Source organism: Novosphingobium sp. BF6 (assembly GCF_058273105.1).
This window is the reverse complement of sequence record NZ_CM177776.1, coordinates 480364-495853: the sequence shown is the minus strand read 5'-3', so window position 1 is coordinate 495853 and position 15490 is coordinate 480364. Positions and strand designations below refer to the sequence as shown.

Here is a 15490-nt window from a genome sequence, read left to right as displayed (position 1 = left end):
CGGCCTGCGGGAAGATCGCGCCGGTGCCTCGAGCGAGGCTTAATAGGGAACGCGGTGAGGGAGGTTTCTCCCGAATCCGGGGCTGTCCCTGCAACTGTCAGCGGCGAGCAAGATGCCATGGCCTGCTTCGGCAGGCCGACCACTGGCCCCCGCGCGAAGCTTGCGCGAAAGCCGGGAAGGTTGCGCATCGCGCTTTGACCCGTGAGCCAGGAGACCTGCCGGCGTATCGGTCGCTCTTGCCCTGGTCCAGGGATAGGCCAAGGCTCGGTACTCCGCGTGAGCGACGAAGCCGTGCGGCTGGGGCTGCACCGGCGTGCAGAACGGGCGCTTGCCGCGCTGGCCCGTCGCTGCGCGCGGACCGGCCCTTGGCCGGCAAGCCCCGGTCTTCGTCGCCGTTGCGTGGCAGGATGCCGTGGTGCCCGCTTTCCAGAAGCCTGCCCCTTTCGCCGTGCGCGGCTGGTGCCCCGATGCCTGGCGTCCGATGATGGCGGGCGACGGGCTGATCCTGCGCGTGAAGCCGCGCCACGCGCGGCTCATGCGCGGCGAAGTGGCGCTGCTGTGCGACCTCGCGAACCGCTTCGGCAATGGCGCGATCGATCTCACCAACCGCGCCAATCTCCAGATCCGGGGCCTTCGCGAGGCGGATATGGCCGAGGCGCTGGCGCTGCTGGTGGAGCGGGGTCTGGTCGATGCCACCCCCGATAGCGAAAGGCGCCGCAACGTGCTGGTCGCGCCGGACTGGGCCGAGGGAGGCACGGCATGGCGGCTGGCCGACGAACTCATGGCGCGGCTGCACGAACTGCCGGAGCTGCCGGGCAAGATCGGTTTTGCGATAGACCTCGGCGCGGCACCGGTCCTGACCGAGGTTTCCGCCGATTTCCGGCTGGAGCGGGCGGCGGATGCGGCATTGCTGCTGCGTCTCGACGGTCGGGCGGCAGGCGTGCCCGTCTGCGCGGACGAAGCCGTTGATCGCATTCTGGAACTGGCGCGCTGGTTTGCCGAAAGCGGTGCCATCGCCGCCGGTCGTGCCCGGCGCTATGAAGGGCCGCTGCCGGACTGGGCGGACGGTACTTTGCGTCCCGCCGCTTCGCGTGTACCGCTCTTGCCTGGAACCTGTCTCTCCGGCGCAACCGGAGGACGGGTCTGGGGCCTGCCGTTCGGGCGGACCGATGCGGTGGCCCTGTCCCGGCTGATGGCGAAGACCGGCGCGGAGGCTCTCCGCGTGACGCCGTGGCGCGCCCTCGTGACCGAGGGGGGCAAGGCGGAAGACGTCGAAGGCTTCCTCACCGATCCTGCCGACCCCCGCCTCGCTGCCGATGCCTGTCCCGGCGCTCCCGCTTGCCCGCAATCCACCGTCGAGACCCGCGCGTTGGCCGAACGTCTGGCGCCGCATGCTTCCGGCCGTCTTCACGTCTCGGGCTGCGCCAAGGGCTGCGCGCGGGCGGGCGTCGCCGATGTCGCGATCACCGGGCGCGACGGCGCCTTCGACCTTGCATTCCAGGCGCGGGTCGGGGACCCGCCGGTCTTGTCCGGCCTGACCCCGGAGCGCCTGCTCGCCCATTTCGGAGCTTACTGATGGCCTATCTCTACGAAAAAGACGGCGCGGCGATCTACCGGGAGTCCTTCAGGACGATCCGGGCCGAAGCCGATCTCGCGCGCTTCGCGCCGGTGGAGGAGCGCATCGCCGTGCGCATGATCCATGCGGCGGGGCTGGTCGAACTCGCCGCCCATATCCGTTTCTCGCCGACCTTTGCCGAAGCGGCGGTCGCGGCGCTGGAGCGCGGCGCGCCGATCCTCTGCGACGCGCGCATGGTCAGCGAGGGGGTTACCCGCGCCCGCATGCCTGCCGGAAACGCGGTGATCTGCACGCTGAACGACCCACAAGTGCCGGATCTGGCGCGGGACATGGGCAATACCCGCTCCGCTGCCGCGCTGGAACTCTGGCGGCCGCATCTGGAGGGCGCGCTGGTGGCGATCGGCAATGCCCCGACCGCGCTGTTCCACTTGCTGAACATGCTGGAAGACCCGGCCTGTCCGCGTCCGGCGGCGATCATCGGCTGCCCGGTCGGCTTCGTCGGCGCCGCCGAGTCCAAGGCAGCCCTGTGGGAAGTGCAGCCGGTGCCGTGCTGCGTGGTCGAGGGCCGCCTCGGCGGCAGCGCGATCACCGTGGCGGCGGTCAATGCGATCGGGAGCGGCGCGGAATGAGCGTAGGCACCGCTCACGGCACCGTTCACGGCGTCGGGCTGGGGCCGGGCGCGCAGGACCTGCTCAGCGTGAGGGCGGACCGGCTGGTACGCGGCGCCCGCCACGTCGCCTATTTTCGCAAGGCGGGAAGGCCGGGGCAGGCGCGCCGGATCGTCGAGGGGATGCTGCGCGAGGACGTGGTCGAATTCGCGATGGAATATCCGGTGACGACGGAAATTCCCCTTTCCGATCCGCGCTACAACGACTGTCTGGCCGAATTCTACGCGCGCTGTACCGCCCATCTCGATGCGCTGGCCCGCGCGGGCGAGGACGTGGTGGTGCTCTGCGAGGGCGATCCGTTCTTCTACGGTTCGTTCATGCACCTCTACAGTCGTCTGGCCGGATCGGTGCCGGTCGGCGTCGTGCCGGGGATCACCGGCATGTCGGGCGCCTGGACCGCCTGCGGCACGCCGATGACCTGGGGCGACGACGTGCTCACTGTGCTTACCGCGACGTTGCCGGAGGAAGACCTCGCGCGCCGCATCCGCGATACCGATGCGCTGGTGGTGATGAAGATCGGCCGCAACCTCGCCAAGCTGCGCCGCGCGGTGGCGCTGGCCGGGCGCGAGGGTGAGGCCTGGCTGGTCGAACATGCGGCGATGGCCGAGCAGCGGGTCACGCCGCTTGCCGAAGCGAGCGAGGTGACGCCCTATTTCTCGATCCTGCTGATCCACGGCCAGGGGCGGCGGCCATGAGTGCGGCGGCGAACGGCGGCTGGGTGGCCGTGGTCGGTCTCGGGCCGGGAGGCGAAGCGCAAGTCACGCCCGAAGTCACCGCCCTGCTGGCCGAGGCGACCGATGTGATCGGCTACGCGCCCTATGTCGCCCGCGTGGCCGCGCGCGAGGGACTGGTGCGCCACGCCAGCGACAACCGCGTCGAACTGGAGCGTGCCGCCCATGCGTTGTCGCTCGCGGCGGCGGGGCGGCGGGCGGTCGTCGTGTCCTCGGGCGATCCCGGCGTCTTCGCGATGGCCTCCGCGCTGTTCGAGGCCTGGGAGCAGGGGCCGCCCGCGTGGCGGGACCTCGATATCCGCGTGCTGCCCGGCATCACCGCGATGCTGGCCGCCAGTGCGCGGGCGGGGGCGCCGCTCGGGCACGACTTCTGCGCCATCAACCTCTCGGACAACCTGAAGCCCTGGGCGTTGATCGAGCGGCGGCTGCGGCTGGCGGCGGAGGCGGATTTCGCGATGGCCTTCTACAACCCGCGCTCGAAAGCGCGCCCGGACGGTTTCGCGCGGGTTCTCGACATCCTGCGCGAGGCCTGCGGGCCGGAGCGGCTGATCCTCTTCGCCCGTGCCGTCTGCACGGCGGAAGAGCGCCTGGACGTCGTTACCCTGGCCGAAGCCCGTCCCGAAATGGCCGATATGCGGACGATGGTGATCGTCGGCTCCAGCACCACGCGGCTGGTCGAGCGCGGGTTCGGCAGCGCGCGACCTCCGGTGCTCTACACGCCGAGATGGGCGGGATGAGCGAGCCAGTCCATCACGTCGCCGACCTCATGGACCGTGGCGCGGGCGGGTATGAAGGGGCGGTCGATCATCAGCACCGGCAGGCTCAGCCGCCGCGCCGCGACGATCTTGGCCTCGGCACCCGTGCCGCCCGCGTTCTTGCAGACGATAAGGTCGATGCCGTGCTCCTGCAGAAGGTGTGTGTCGCCCTCCACCGTGAACGGCCCACGATCGACGACGAGCCGGTGGTCCGGCAGTGCGGGCGCCACCTCCGGCCTGTCCACGAAGCGCAGCAAATAGCGGTGCTGGGGCTGGGCGGCGAAGGCCTCGACATGCATCCGCCCGAGCGCGAGCATCACGCGGCGCGCCGGGCCGGAGAGGACGGCCACGGCGGCGGCGATGTCCGGCACAGTGTGCCAGCGGTCGCCGGGAACGGGCTGCCACGCCGGGCGCGTCAGGGCGAGGAGCGGCACCCCGGTCGCTTCGGCGGCGGCCACCGCATGGGCGCTCATCGTCGCGGCGAAAGGATGGGTCGCGTCGATCAGGCGGGTGACGCCCTCCTCGCGGATATGGCGTTCGAGGCCGCTCACCCCGCCGAACCCGCCGATGCGGATCGGGACCGGCTGGGCGCGCGGGTTTGCCGTCCGTCCCGCATAGCTCAGCGTGGCGTTGAGGCCGCGTTCCGCCACGGCGGCGGCCAGCGCGCTGGCTTCGCCGGTGCCGCCAAGGATCAGGATATGCTCCATGTCTGACCTTCTCCAGAAGCCGTGGCTCACGATCGTCGGGCTGGGTGAGGACGGGATTTCCGGCCTGTCCGAGGCTGCCCGCACCGCTCTTGCAGAGGCCGAAATCGTGACCGGGGCCGTGCGGCATCTCGGCCTGCTTTCGGGACTTAGTGCGGAATGCCGACCATGGCCAGTGCCCTTTGCCGAGGGGGTGGCGCCGCTGCTGGCCTTGCGGGGGCGGCGGGTGGTGCTGCTGGCTTCGGGCGATCCCTTCTTGTTCGGTGCGGGAACGGTGGTGACGCGCGAACTCGCCCCCGGCGAATGGAAGGCGCATCCGGGGCCTTCGACTTTCGCGCTCGCCGCTGCGCGGCTAGGCTGGGCGCTGGAGGGGACGCTCTGCATGGGCCTCCATGCCGCACCGCTCGCGCGGCTGCGGCCCCATCTGGCGCCGGGCCTGCGGGCGCTGGTGCTGCTGCGGGACGGCGCGGCGGTTCGCGCGCTGGCGGACTATCTGTGCGAGCAGGGCTTCGGGGAATCCGCGCTCGTCGTGCTGGAAGCGCTGGGCGGCCCGCGTGAACGGGTGCGGCAGGCCACGGCGGCGGGGTTCGATCTTGCCGATATCGCTCACCCCGTGGCGGTGGCGCTGGCTTGCGTCGGAGCGGGCCGTGTGATGCCGTGCGCTTCGGGGATCGACGACGACTGGTTCGCCCATGACGGCCAGATTACCAAGCGCCCGGTGCGCGCGCTGGCGCTCTCCGCCCTCGCGCCCCGGCCTGGCGAGACCTTGTGGGATATCGGCGCGGGATCGGGTTCGATAGCGATCGAATGGCTGCTGTCGGGGCGGGACCTGAAGGCTCTGGCCTTCGAACGCGACCCGCAACGCGCCTTGCGCGCGCGCGCCAATGCCGAGGCGCTCGGTATGGCCCATCTGGAGGTCGTCGAGGGACCGGCGCCCGACGTTCTTGACGGACAGCCGCAGCCCGATGCGGTGTTCATCGGCGGCGGCCTTTCGCTGCCGCTGGTCGAGCGGCTACGACGATTGCGGTCGGGGACCCGGCTGGTTGCCCATGCCGTCACGCTGGAATCGGAGGCGCTGCTGGCGCAGTGCCAGTCCGAAATGGGCGGCAGCCTGCTGCGCATCGAACTGGCGCAATCGGCGCCGCTTGGCAGCAGGCGCGGCTGGAAGGCGCATTATCCGGTGGTGCAGTGGAGCGTCACGCTGTGATCGTGGCGGGCTTTGGTTTTCGGACGGGCGCGGCGCCGTCCTCGCTGCGCGATGCTTTCGAGTTGGCTTGTGCCGATTGCGGCCTTGCAATCACGGCTTTGGCCGCTCCGGCCGACAAAGTGCATCCGCTTGCTCCGCTTGCCGCGGAACTGGGTGTCCCGGTCGTCGCCATACTGCCCGAGGCACTTGAACAGGCGCCTACCACCACCGTTTCGCCCGCCAGCCTCGCCGCCCGCCGCACTGGAAGCGTGGCCGAGGCTGCCGCTCTGGCGGCGGCAGTTCCCGGCGCCCGCTTGCTTACGACCCGCCACGTTTCGTCCGATCGCGTGGCGACTTGCGCCATCGCCCAGGGAATTTCGCCATGACCGTTCACTTCATCGGCGCCGGTCCCGGCGCGCCCGATCTCCTGACCCTGCGCGGGCGAGACCTGATCGCCGCCAGCCCGGTCTGCCTCTATGCCGGATCGCTGGTGCCTGCCGCCGTGCTCGACCATTGCCCGCCGGGTGCGCGCATCCTCAACACCGCGCCGATGGACCTCGACGCGATCATTGCCGCTATCGTCGAGGCCCACGGCGAGGGCCATGACATTGCCCGCCTCCATTCGGGCGACCTCTCGATCTGGTCGGCCATGGGCGAGCAGGTCCGCCGTCTGCGCGCGCTGGGCATTCCCTTCACCGTCACGCCGGGGGTTCCCGCCTTCGCCGCCGCCGCCGCCGCGCTGGAGGCCGAACTGACCGTGCCGACGATCGCCCAGTCGCTGGTGCTCACCCGCACTTCCGGCCGGGCCAGCGCCATGCCCGAAAGCGAGAGCCTGACCCGCTTCGCCGCGACCGGCAGCACGCTGGCGATCCATCTCTCGATTCATAACCTTGCGAAAGTCGTCGAGGACCTCTCGCCCGAATATGGACCGGATTGCCCGGTCGCGGTGATCTGGCGGGCGAGCTGGCCGGACGAGCGGGTCGTCCGCGCGACACTCGCCACGGTCGAGCAGGCGGTGGACGGCAGCATGGAGCGCACCGCGCTGATCCTGGTCGGGCCGGGATTGGCGACCGATGCGGGCGCGGAGGTGCGGAGCAGTCTCTATTCGCAGGACTACGACCGCCGCTTCAGGCCGCAATCGGCGGAATCGCGCTTTGCCGGAGAGCCGGGTTGAGGAACGGGGCATGATCGATCTCGACCTGATCGGTATCGGCACCGGCAATCCGGAGCACCTGACGCTCGCCGCAATCCGGGCGATGAACGAAGCCGACCTGATCCTCTTGCCCCGCAAGGGCGATGCCAAGTCCGACCTGCTCGACCTGCGGCGGACGATCTGCGACGCGGTGCTGACGGGCGCGACGCGGATTGTCGAATTCGATTTGCCCGAGCGCGATGCCGACGCGGCCTATCTGGAGGCCGTGGACGACTGGCACCAGGCGATTGCCGGGGTCTGGGCTAGGGAGATCGAGACGCATCTTCCGCAGGGCGGCAGGCTGGCGCTGCTCGTCTGGGGCGATCCCTCGCTCTACGACAGTTCCCTGCGCATTGCCGAGCGGTTGCTGGCGGCGGGTGTTGCACTGCACGTGCGGGTCGTGCCGGGGATCACCAGCATCCAGGCGCTGACCGCGGCGCATGGCATCACCCTCAACACACTGGCCGCGCCCGTCACTATCACGACCGGCCGCAGGCTGCGCCGGGAAGGGTGGCCCGAGGGCAGCGACACGCTGGTCGTCATGCTCGATGCCGCCTGCGCTTTCGAGACACTGCCCGCCCAGGACATCCATATCTGGTGGGGGGCCTATCTCGGCATGGTGCAGGAGTGTCTCATCGCTGGAGCGCTGGATGAGGTAGCAGGCGAGATCGTGCGGCGGCGGGCCGAGCTTCGCGCCGAAAACGGCTGGATCATGGATGTCTATCTGCTCAGACGGACAGCGAAGTGAGGTGAAACGCAACTATGGTTGCGCGTTTTGCAATTGTGCTGCACCGCAGCATAGCGCATAAGGATCGGGCCTTTCAGGCATCCTCTCCCAAGACTTTTCCAAGCCGGCCCTTGTGGTCGGCTTTCTTTTTGTCTGCCTTCCGCAAGGGGCGGCGCCGCCGGCCTTGGTTTCCCAACGACAAAGGGGCGCAGGACCGTGAAGTCCTGCGCCCCCTCCTGCATTCTCCCGAAGGAGAACTGGTACCGGGTCTAGAGGTCAGGCGCCCTGCGGCGTGACGCTGCCCGAGAAGCGGCGACCGGCCTTGGGGATCGACGAGCCGGTCAGCGGACGCGGGGCGCCGGGGCCGCGCGGTTCGCTGGGACGGTCGATATGGCCGGTTTCGATGAGCTGGTTGATCTCGTCACCCGAAAGCGTCTCGTATTCGAGCAGGGCCTGGGCCAGCGCTTCGAGCTGCTCGTTGTAGTCATTGAGCAACTGCGTGGCGCGGGCATGGGCATTGTCGATCAGGATGCGGATTTCCGCGTCGATCAGCTTGTTGGTCTCGCTCGAACCCATGGTGCGCTGGGTACCGCCCATGCCGAGATAGCCTTCCTGGCTTTCCTCGTACTGGATCGGCCCGAGCTTGTCGGACATGCCCCACTTGGTGACCATGTTGCGGGCGAGGCTGGTGGCGTACTGGATGTCGCCCGAGGCGCCCGAGGACACCTTGTCGTAGCCGAAGACCAGCTCTTCCGCGACGCGGCCGCCCATTGCGACCGAGAGGTTCGCCAGCATCTTGTCGCGGTGGTACGAGTAGCTGTCGCGCTCCGGCAGGCGCATGACCATGCCCAGCGCACGGCCGCGCGGGATGATCGTCGCCTTGTGGATCGGGTCCGAAGCCGCCTCATGCACCGAGACGATGGCATGGCCCGCCTCGTGATAGGCGGTCATCTTCTTCTCGTCGTCGGTCATGACCATGGAGCGGCGTTCCGCGCCCATCATGACCTTGTCCTTCGCGTCCTCGAACTCCTGCATGGCGACGAGGCGCTTGTTGCGGCGCGCGGCGAGCAGGGCAGCCTCGTTCACGAGGTTGGCGAGGTCCGCGCCCGAGAAGCCGGGCGTGCCGCGCGCGATCACGCGGGCATTGACGTCGGGCGCCAGCGGCACCTTCTTCATATGCACGGCGAGAATCTTCTCGCGGCCTTCGATGTCCGGCACCGGCACGACGACCTGACGGTCGAAGCGGCCGGGACGCAGCAGCGCGGGGTCGAGCACGTCGGGACGGTTGGTCGCCGCGATGATGATGATGCCTTCGTTGGCCTCGAAGCCGTCCATCTCGACCAGCAGCTGGTTCAGCGTCTGCTCGCGCTCGTCGTTCGAATTGCCGAGGCCGTGGCCGCGATGGCGACCGACCGCGTCGATTTCGTCGATGAAGACGATGCAGGGGGCGTTCTTCTTGGCCTGCTCGAACATGTCGCGCACGCGCGATGCACCGACACCGACGAACATCTCGACGAAGTCCGAGCCGGAGATCGTGAAGAACGGCACGCCTGCTTCACCGGCGATGGCGCGGGCGAGCAGGGTCTTGCCGGTGCCGGGCGAGCCGACCAGCAGCGCGCCCTTGGGGATCTGGCCGCCCAGCTTGGAGAAGCGGGTGGGATCGCGGAGGAATTCGACGATTTCCTCCAGTTCCTCGCGCGCTTCGTCGATACCGGCGACATCGTCGAAGGTCACGCGGCCCGAGCGTTCGGTCAGCATCTTGGCCTTGGACTTGCCGAAGCCCATCGCACCCGAGCCGCCGCCCTTCTGGACCTGACGCAGCGCGAAGAACGCGATGCCGACGATCAGCAGGAAAGGCAGGGTCTGCGCGAGGATGTAGACCAGCAGGCTGCCTTCCTCAGGCGTCTTGCCCGCATACTGCACGCCGCTCTGCTGGAGCAGCGGGGCCAGCGTGGTGTCGTTCGGTACGGGGACGGTGCGGAACGAATCGCCGTTCTTCAGCTTGCCGTCGATGCTGTCCTGCCCGACTTCGACGCTCTGGACGCTGCCTTCGGCAACTTTGGCGCGGAAATCGGAATAGGCGATCATCGGCCCGCCTTCCGTGCGGGTGTTGAACATCGACACCACGATCAGGAGTGCCAGGAAGATGCCGCCCCATACGAGCAGGCTCTTGACCCAGGGATTGCCGTTGGGCTGGTCGTCGTTCATCTTAGGAATAACCGTCCTTTCGCCCGCCAATGTAGGGTGGGGCGCCTGAATCGCAAGTTGGCATAGCCAGTCAGTGTAATCGTTTCGGCCTTTCGTGTCCGTTCGAAAATGTGAACGGGCCGATTTCCTTCCGCACCGGATGGGCGCCGGGCATTCCGCATCAACAGCCTGTGGATTAATATCGTCGCTCCGCTCGCTTGCTGGCGGGGGGCGAGATGGGGCATGTTGTATCCCCTCATGTCCCAACAAGCCGCCATTGCCCTCGCACCCGAGGCCGAAGCCCGCAGCCTGCCCGCCAACGTCGAGGCAGAGGCCGCATTCCTGGGCGCCGTCCTGATCGACAACCGGGTGATCGAGGAACTGCAGACGCAGCTTTCGCCGACCCATTTTTACGAGCCGGTCCACGCCCGCATCTACGAGCGCATTCTCCAGCTGCTCGACCGCAAGGCGGTGGTGACGCCGGTTACGCTGCGCCCCTATTTCGAATCGGACGAGGCGCTGAAGGCGCTGGGCGGCGTGTCCTACCTCGCCCGCCTCACCGCCGACGGACAGGGCCTGCTTGCCCCGCGCGAACTGGCCGACCAGATCTACGACCTCGCCCTGCTGCGCGAACTGATCTCGGTGGGCCGCAATCTCGTGGCCGAAGCCATGGACACCTCCGAATCGGTGGAGCCGATGGAGCAGGTGGAACGCGCCGAAGCCGCGCTCTACAAGGTGGCCGAAGGCGCCTCCACCGCGAACGAGGCCAAGAGCTTCGCCAGCGCCACCCGCACCGCGATCAGCGCCATCGAAAAGGCGTTCAATTCGGGCGGCCACATCTCCGGCAAGACCACCGGCCTCAACTCGGTCAACGGCAAGATCGGCGGCCTGCACGATTCCGACCTTATCATCCTCGCCGGACGTCCCGGCATGGGCAAGACCTCGCTCGTCACCAACATCGCGTTCAACGCCGCCGACCGGCTCCAGCGCGATCTCGCCGACGGCATCCCGGTCGAGAAATCGGTCGGCGCGGCGACGGCCTTCTTCAGCCTCGAAATGAGCGCCGACCAGCTCGCGACGCGTATTCTGGCCGAGCAGTCGGGCATCAGCTCGGAAGCCCTCCGCATGGGCAAGATCAGCCGCGAGGACTTCCAGCAGCTTTCCTTCGCCAGCCAGCGCCTGGCCGAACTGCCGCTCTATATCGACGATACGCCGGGCCTCACCATCGCCGGTCTGCGCACCCGTGCCCGCCGCCTCAAGCGCCGCCACAACATCGGCCTCGTCATCATCGACTACCTGCAGCTGCTGCAAGGTTCCGGGCGCGCCAACGACAACCGCGTGAACGAAATCTCGGAAATCTCGCGCGGCCTCAAGACGCTCGCCAAGGAACTGCACGTTCCGGTGATCGCGCTCTCCCAGCTCTCCCGTGCGGTGGAATCGCGCGAAGACAAGCGCCCGATGCTCTCAGACCTTCGCGAATCAGGCTCGATCGAGCAGGACGCGGACATGGTCTGGTTCGTGTTCCGCGAAGACTACTACGCCAAGGGCGCCGAGCCGCGCGAACCCGGCGACAACGATCCGCCCGACGTCCACGCCAAGTGGAACGAGTGGCGCGAGCACATGGAGCGCGTCACCGGCCTCTCCGAACTGATCATCGCCAAGCAGCGCCACGGCGCCACCGGCAAAGTGCGCCTGCGCTTCGAGGCACGGATCACCAAGTTCTCCGACCTCGCCGACGACGACATGCGCGCGGCCTTCGAAAGCGACTGATCTTCCCCGAAAAAGGACAAGGATGAGCGACCAGAAAGTCCTGCTCCTCGCCGGTGGCAGCGGTTCCATCGGCAGCGCTGTAGCCCGACAGGCGCTCGCCCATGGCTGGAAGGTCGCTCTGCACGGCCGGACGCCCGAAAAGGTCGCTGCCCTCGTTACCGGGCTGTCCTACCTCGGCACCATTGACGGCTTCATCGCCGATGCCTGGGAAGAGGACGCGGCCGAGACGCTGATCGCCGAAGTGGGCGAGCAGTACGGCCGGATCGACGCGGTGATCGACTGCGTGGCCACCGGGCCGCTCGGCATTACCGGCCTGCTTCCGGAAACCGCGCCCGAGACCTTCGGGGACTTCCTCAATGTCTCCGTCGGCTGGGTGGAACGGCTCGCGCTGGCCAGCTACGGCTTCCTCGCGACACAGGGCGGCACCTTCATCGCGCTGGTTTCGGACGCCGGAATCTACGCGGCGCCGCGCCAGAGCCTGATCGGCGCGGCGCGGGCGGGAACGATCGGCTTCATCCGCAATTTCGCCCTCGAAGCCGCGCGCGACGGTATCCGCGCCCACGCGATCTCCACCAGCTTCGTCGAAGGCAGCGAAAGCGCCGTCCGCATGGGCGCCGAACGCATGGCCCGCGCAGCGCGGAAGGCAGGGCTGGGGCTGCCAAGCACGGACGATATCGCGCCCTTGGCGCTGTTCCTGTGCTCGGACGGGGCGGCGAAGATTACCGGACAGGTTATCAGTGTGAATGGTGGGTTGAATGCCTGAAGGGGGAAGAAGGTTAAGCAGGGGAGCATAGCCTCCCTGCACCCCCGTGACTGTCTAGGTCACACCAAGCCTATCCGTTGTGCGCCCATGGTGGCGTCGGGAGACTTAATGGCTGCGCCGCAAGGAGCGCACTATGGATAGGTGGCGCGCAAGGTCGACATTTTGAGGGTCTGGGGGATCATCCCCCAGGACTTATTCTATTTCTGAATTCTGAAAGCCTCCGAACAGCCTCATCCAGCACGTTATCCGGCTTGGTAAAGCAGAACCGAACGAGATGCTCGGGCACCTGATCTCCCTGATAGAGCGCGGAGACCGGCACGGTCGCAACCCCGGCCTCCAGCACGGCGCGTTCGCTGAAGGCGCTGTCCTTGAGCGCAAGGCCCGAGTCTGCGAGATCGACGGTCAGGAACCATGTGGCCGCATTCGGGAGCACCGTGTAGCCTGCCTCGGTCAAGCCCGTCTTCAGGCGCGCGCGGGAAGCGACCCATTCCGCGCGTTGTTCGTCCAGCACCGTATCCGGCAGCGAGAGGCCTTCGGCGACGGCCCATTGCAGCGGCACGGCGGTCGAGAAGGTCAGGAACTGGTGGGCGCGGGAGAGGGCGGTGGCGAGATGGCCCGCTGCGATCATCCAGCCGATCTTCCAGCCGGTGAGGCCGAAAATCTTGCCCGCCGAACCGATCTTCACCGTCCGCTGCGCCATGCCGGGGAAGCTCATGAGCGAGCGGTGGGACATGCCGTCGAAGCGCACGTCTTCCCATACTTCGTCGCAGATTGCGATCAGGTCGTGCTCCACGCAAGTCCGGGCGATCATCGCCAGTTCCTCGTGGCTGGCAACCGTGCCCGCCGGATTGAGCGGATCGTTCAGCATGAGTACGCGCGGCTTCACCGGATCCGCATTTGGCAGGCCGGAACGGGTGAGCCGGGAGCGGCGCCCGGCCAGCGCCGTCGCCAGGACTTCGGCCGGATAGCGGAAATGCGGTGGCAGGAGCGGGATCGAGACGGGAATGCCGCCCGCGCGGCGGACGAGCGGTGCATAGGCATCGTAGGCTGGCTGGAACAGGATCACCTCGTCGCCCGGCTTCACCAGGGCGAAGACGGCAGCGGCCAGCGCCTCGGTGGCGCCCGAGGTGACGGTTACCTGCTCGGGCGAGAGCGCCACTCCCTGCCGCCGGGCATAGTAGGCACAGATCGCCTCGCGCAGTTCGGGAAGTCCGGCGCCTGGCGGGTATTGGCTGGACCTTTCGTGGAGCGCGCGGCTTGCCGCTTCGATCAGGGCGGGCGGCGGCGGGCCGTCGGGGAAGCCCTGCCCGAGGTTGATCGCGCCGTGCTCGCGGGCGAGCGCCGACATGCGGTCGAACACGGTGCGTTCCATGTCCGCATAGACCGGGTGGATGCGGCCGGCTGTCTTCATTCGATTGCCTTCGTTCTCGATGTCGGAATCCACTTTGGACGAACCGTTCCAGAGGGCAAGATGAGAGCGCCGTGCCGGGAACTGCCGCCCGGATCGCGCGTCTTTGCCTTGACGGGGTCATGCCGACAGTCTCCGCGCAGCGAAAGATTTGCCTTAAGTGAACCGATCCACCCGTTTCCAGACCCGGTTCCTCGAACGGTTTCCGCTGATTCCCGAACGTCCGCTGGTGAGGTACGGCGCTACGGTATTGCTGTGCCTGCTGGCGTTCTGGATACGCTGGGCGCTCGATGACGCCTTTCCGCCGGGCTATCCCTACCTGACGTTCTTTCCGGCGGTGATCCTGTCGTCGTTCCTGTTCGGGCCGCGCCCCGGCATGGTGGCGGCGCTGATCTGCGGGCTTTTCGCATGGTACGTGTTCATCCCGCCGCGCTTCGGCTTTGCATTCGATTACCGGACGCTGGTGTCGCTGGCGTTCTACCTTGGCGTGGTCGTCGTCGATATCGCGCTCGTCCATCTGATGCAGCGCGCCAATGCCCGCCTTCACCTTGCGCGCGAAGAAGTGCGCAAGCTGGCGGAAGAGCGCGGCGTATTGGCCGAGCGTACCGAACTGCTGTTCCAGGAGCTTCAGCACAGGGTCGGCAACAATCTCCAGATGATCGGCGCGGTGCTCTCGCTCCAGATGAGGGGGCTGGAGGAACCCATCGCGCGTCGCGCCATCGCCAATGCCGCCGGGCGGCTTCAGGTCATCGGCCGCATCCAGCGCAGACTCTACAAGTCGGACGGGGAGCTCGTTCCGCTGGGGCGCTTCGTGCAGGATCTGTCGGCGCAGGTCATGGAGTCCGGCGGGCGGGAGAGCATCGCCTGCCATGTCGCCGTCGAATCGGGCATCGTCCTGCGCCCGGACGCGGCGGTGCCGGTGGCGCTGATCCTGTCCGAGGCGATCGCCAATGCGCTGGAGCACGGGCTGGCCGCGCGCGAAAGCGGACTGATCCGCATCGACGTGCGCCGCCACGGCGATGGCATCGCGCTCACCGTGGAGGACGACGGCGTCGGTCTCCCGCAAGGTTTCGAGCCGGAGCGGGCCGAATCGATCGGCCTGCGCATATCCCGCGTGCTCAGTCGCCAGCTGGAGGCGCAGCTCGTGCTGGAGAACGTGCCGGCGGAATCGGGCCGGAGCGGTGCCCGCATGCGTTTGCACCTGCCGCCATGCCGTGTTGCCGGATCGCAATAGCGCGGCAGTGGACACCGAAAATCGGGCTTTTACCGGATTTTCGCGAAGACTCTCCCTTGCGACCCCATGCTGCGAGCGCGTAAAGGGCAAGGGAACATGTCCGATCCGCGCATCTCCCATATCGAACTGGACGACGCGACCATCCTGTGGCGCAACGCCGATATCGAGCAGGAACGGCGCATCGCCATCTTCGACCTTATCGAGGACAATGTCTTCAAGCCGGTTCGCGCCTTCGAGGCCGGGCACGAGGGGCCTTATCGCCTGAAGCTTTCGGTCCGCGACGGTCGTCTCTCGCTCGACCTCGGCGACGAGGAGGGGCAGGCGCTGGAGACGATGGTGCTGGGCCTCGCGCGGTTCCGCAGGCCGGTGCGGGAATATTTCGCCGTCTGCGAGAGCTACTACCAGGCGATTCGCAAGGCCTCCGCGCAGGAGATCGAGACGATCGACATGGCTCGTCGCGGCATTCACGATCAGGCGGCGGAACTCCTCCTCGAACGGCTCGACGGCAAAGTCGAGACAGATCACCCCACCGCACGCAGGCTGTTCACGCTGATCTGCGTCCTGCACATTCGCGGCTGAGGGGGCTTTT

15 protein-coding genes and 1 riboswitch are annotated in these 15490 nt (G+C 67.8%); of the genes, 12 read left to right on the top strand and 3 right to left on the bottom strand.

Going from position 1 to position 15490, the window contains the following annotated elements; genetic code table 11:
- Positions 1-4 precede the first annotated feature (4 nt).
- A riboswitch (cobalamin riboswitch) is annotated at positions 5-236 on the top strand.
- A 77-nt stretch (positions 237-313) separates the two neighbouring features.
- Genes AC4D6D_RS17605 through cobJ form a run of 4 tightly spaced genes read left to right on the top strand, consistent with a single transcriptional unit; the run spans position 314 to position 3712 of the window.
- Positions 314-1576: a ferredoxin-like domain-containing protein gene (locus AC4D6D_RS17605; RefSeq protein ID WP_491328356.1), complete on the top strand. Its 1263-nt coding sequence runs from the start codon at positions 314-316 to the stop codon at positions 1574-1576.
- The gene (locus tag AC4D6D_RS17600; protein ID WP_491328355.1) at positions 1576-2205 is read left to right on the top strand and encodes a precorrin-8X methylmutase; all 630 of its coding nucleotides are present in this window, start codon (positions 1576-1578) and stop codon (positions 2203-2205) included. The genes AC4D6D_RS17605 and AC4D6D_RS17600 overlap by 1 nt, the downstream gene beginning before the upstream one ends.
- Positions 2202-2939: a precorrin-2 C(20)-methyltransferase gene (cobI, locus tag AC4D6D_RS17595; RefSeq protein WP_491328354.1), complete on the top strand. Its 738-nt coding sequence runs from the start codon at positions 2202-2204 to the stop codon at positions 2937-2939. Before AC4D6D_RS17600 ends, cobI begins: the two co-directional genes overlap by 4 nt.
- Entirely contained in the window at positions 2936-3712 is a 777-nt protein-coding gene (cobJ, locus tag AC4D6D_RS17590; RefSeq protein WP_491328353.1) for a precorrin-3B C(17)-methyltransferase, read from the top strand. Before cobI ends, cobJ begins: the two co-directional genes overlap by 4 nt.
- On the opposite strand, the gene AC4D6D_RS17585 is transcribed toward cobJ, so the two are convergent.
- Positions 3688-4437: a cobalt-precorrin-6A reductase gene (locus AC4D6D_RS17585; RefSeq protein WP_491328352.1), complete on the bottom strand. Its 750-nt coding sequence runs from the start codon at positions 4435-4437 to the stop codon at positions 3688-3690. The two genes, cobJ and AC4D6D_RS17585, sit on opposite strands and share 25 nt — an antisense overlap.
- On the opposite strand from AC4D6D_RS17585, the gene cbiE reads away from it, so the two are divergent.
- From cbiE to cobF, 4 genes are read left to right on the top strand one after another with little or no spacing between them, the layout of a single operon-like run.
- Positions 4436-5641: a precorrin-6y C5,15-methyltransferase (decarboxylating) subunit CbiE gene (gene cbiE, locus AC4D6D_RS17580; RefSeq protein ID WP_491328351.1), complete on the top strand. Its 1206-nt coding sequence runs from the start codon at positions 4436-4438 to the stop codon at positions 5639-5641. The two genes, AC4D6D_RS17585 and cbiE, sit on opposite strands and share 2 nt — an antisense overlap.
- Positions 5623-6006, top strand: a complete 384-nt coding sequence (locus tag AC4D6D_RS17575) for a cobalamin biosynthesis protein (RefSeq protein ID WP_491328350.1) — start codon at positions 5623-5625, stop codon at positions 6004-6006. The genes cbiE and AC4D6D_RS17575 overlap by 19 nt, the downstream gene beginning before the upstream one ends.
- On the top strand, positions 6003-6794 hold the full coding sequence (cobM, locus tag AC4D6D_RS17570; protein ID WP_491328349.1) for a precorrin-4 C(11)-methyltransferase: 792 nt from the start codon (positions 6003-6005) through the stop codon (positions 6792-6794). The genes AC4D6D_RS17575 and cobM overlap by 4 nt, the downstream gene beginning before the upstream one ends.
- A gap of 10 nt (positions 6795-6804) precedes the next feature.
- Positions 6805-7560 (top strand): precorrin-6A synthase (deacetylating), encoded by a 756-nt coding sequence (gene cobF, locus AC4D6D_RS17565; RefSeq protein WP_491328348.1) that lies wholly within the window; start codon positions 6805-6807, stop codon positions 7558-7560.
- Between the two features lie 255 nt (positions 7561-7815).
- Here the strand turns inward: cobF and ftsH are convergent, their stop codons facing one another.
- Positions 7816-9747, bottom strand: coding sequence for an ATP-dependent zinc metalloprotease FtsH (gene ftsH / locus AC4D6D_RS17560; RefSeq protein ID WP_491328347.1), 1932 nt, complete (start codon positions 9745-9747; stop codon positions 7816-7818).
- A gap of 237 nt (positions 9748-9984) precedes the next feature.
- On the opposite strand from ftsH, the gene AC4D6D_RS17555 reads away from it, so the two are divergent.
- Together AC4D6D_RS17555 and AC4D6D_RS17550 are read left to right on the top strand one after the other, a co-directional pair.
- The gene (locus AC4D6D_RS17555; protein ID WP_147218001.1) at positions 9985-11496 is read left to right on the top strand and encodes a replicative DNA helicase; all 1512 of its coding nucleotides are present in this window, start codon (positions 9985-9987) and stop codon (positions 11494-11496) included.
- A gap of 22 nt (positions 11497-11518) precedes the next feature.
- On the top strand, positions 11519-12259 hold the full coding sequence (locus tag AC4D6D_RS17550) for an SDR family NAD(P)-dependent oxidoreductase (protein WP_491328346.1): 741 nt from the start codon (positions 11519-11521) through the stop codon (positions 12257-12259).
- 178 nt (positions 12260-12437) lie between these two features.
- Here AC4D6D_RS17550 and AC4D6D_RS17545 read toward each other — a convergent pair whose 3' ends face one another.
- Positions 12438-13670, bottom strand: coding sequence for an aminotransferase (locus tag AC4D6D_RS17545; RefSeq protein ID WP_491328345.1), 1233 nt, complete (start codon positions 13668-13670; stop codon positions 12438-12440).
- Positions 13671-13827: 157 nt separating this feature from the next.
- Here AC4D6D_RS17545 and AC4D6D_RS17540 point away from each other — a divergent pair, with 157 nt between their 5' ends.
- Complete coding sequence (locus AC4D6D_RS17540) at positions 13828-14901, top strand: sensor histidine kinase (protein WP_491328344.1); 1074 nt, start codon at positions 13828-13830, stop codon at positions 14899-14901.
- A gap of 96 nt (positions 14902-14997) precedes the next feature.
- Positions 14998-15480, top strand: a complete 483-nt coding sequence (locus AC4D6D_RS17535) for a UPF0262 family protein (RefSeq protein WP_491328343.1) — start codon at positions 14998-15000, stop codon at positions 15478-15480.
- Positions 15481-15490: the final 10 nt, after the last annotated feature.

Coding starts and splice junctions, on each gene's coding strand:
- cobJ (WP_491328353.1), top strand. CDS start 2,936: ATGAGTGCGGCGGCGAACGGCGGCTGGGTGGCCGTGGTCGGTCTCGGG.
- cobI (WP_491328354.1), top strand. CDS start 2,202: ATGAGCGTAGGCACCGCTCACGGCACCGTTCACGGCGTCGGGCTGGGG.
- AC4D6D_RS17600 (WP_491328355.1), top strand. CDS start 1,576: ATGGCCTATCTCTACGAAAAAGACGGCGCGGCGATCTACCGGGAGTCC.
- AC4D6D_RS17555 (WP_147218001.1), top strand. CDS start 9,985: ATGTCCCAACAAGCCGCCATTGCCCTCGCACCCGAGGCCGAAGCCCGC.
- cobM (WP_491328349.1), top strand. CDS start 6,003: ATGACCGTTCACTTCATCGGCGCCGGTCCCGGCGCGCCCGATCTCCTG.
- cbiE (WP_491328351.1), top strand. CDS start 4,436: ATGTCTGACCTTCTCCAGAAGCCGTGGCTCACGATCGTCGGGCTGGGT.
- AC4D6D_RS17585 (WP_491328352.1), bottom strand. CDS start 4,437: ATGGAGCATATCCTGATCCTTGGCGGCACCGGCGAAGCCAGCGCGCTG.
- ftsH (WP_491328347.1), bottom strand. CDS start 9,747: ATGAACGACGACCAGCCCAACGGCAATCCCTGGGTCAAGAGCCTGCTC.
- AC4D6D_RS17550 (WP_491328346.1), top strand. CDS start 11,519: ATGAGCGACCAGAAAGTCCTGCTCCTCGCCGGTGGCAGCGGTTCCATC.
- AC4D6D_RS17545 (WP_491328345.1), bottom strand. CDS start 13,670: ATGAAGACAGCCGGCCGCATCCACCCGGTCTATGCGGACATGGAACGC.
- cobF (WP_491328348.1), top strand. CDS start 6,805: ATGATCGATCTCGACCTGATCGGTATCGGCACCGGCAATCCGGAGCAC.
- AC4D6D_RS17535 (WP_491328343.1), top strand. CDS start 14,998: ATGTCCGATCCGCGCATCTCCCATATCGAACTGGACGACGCGACCATC.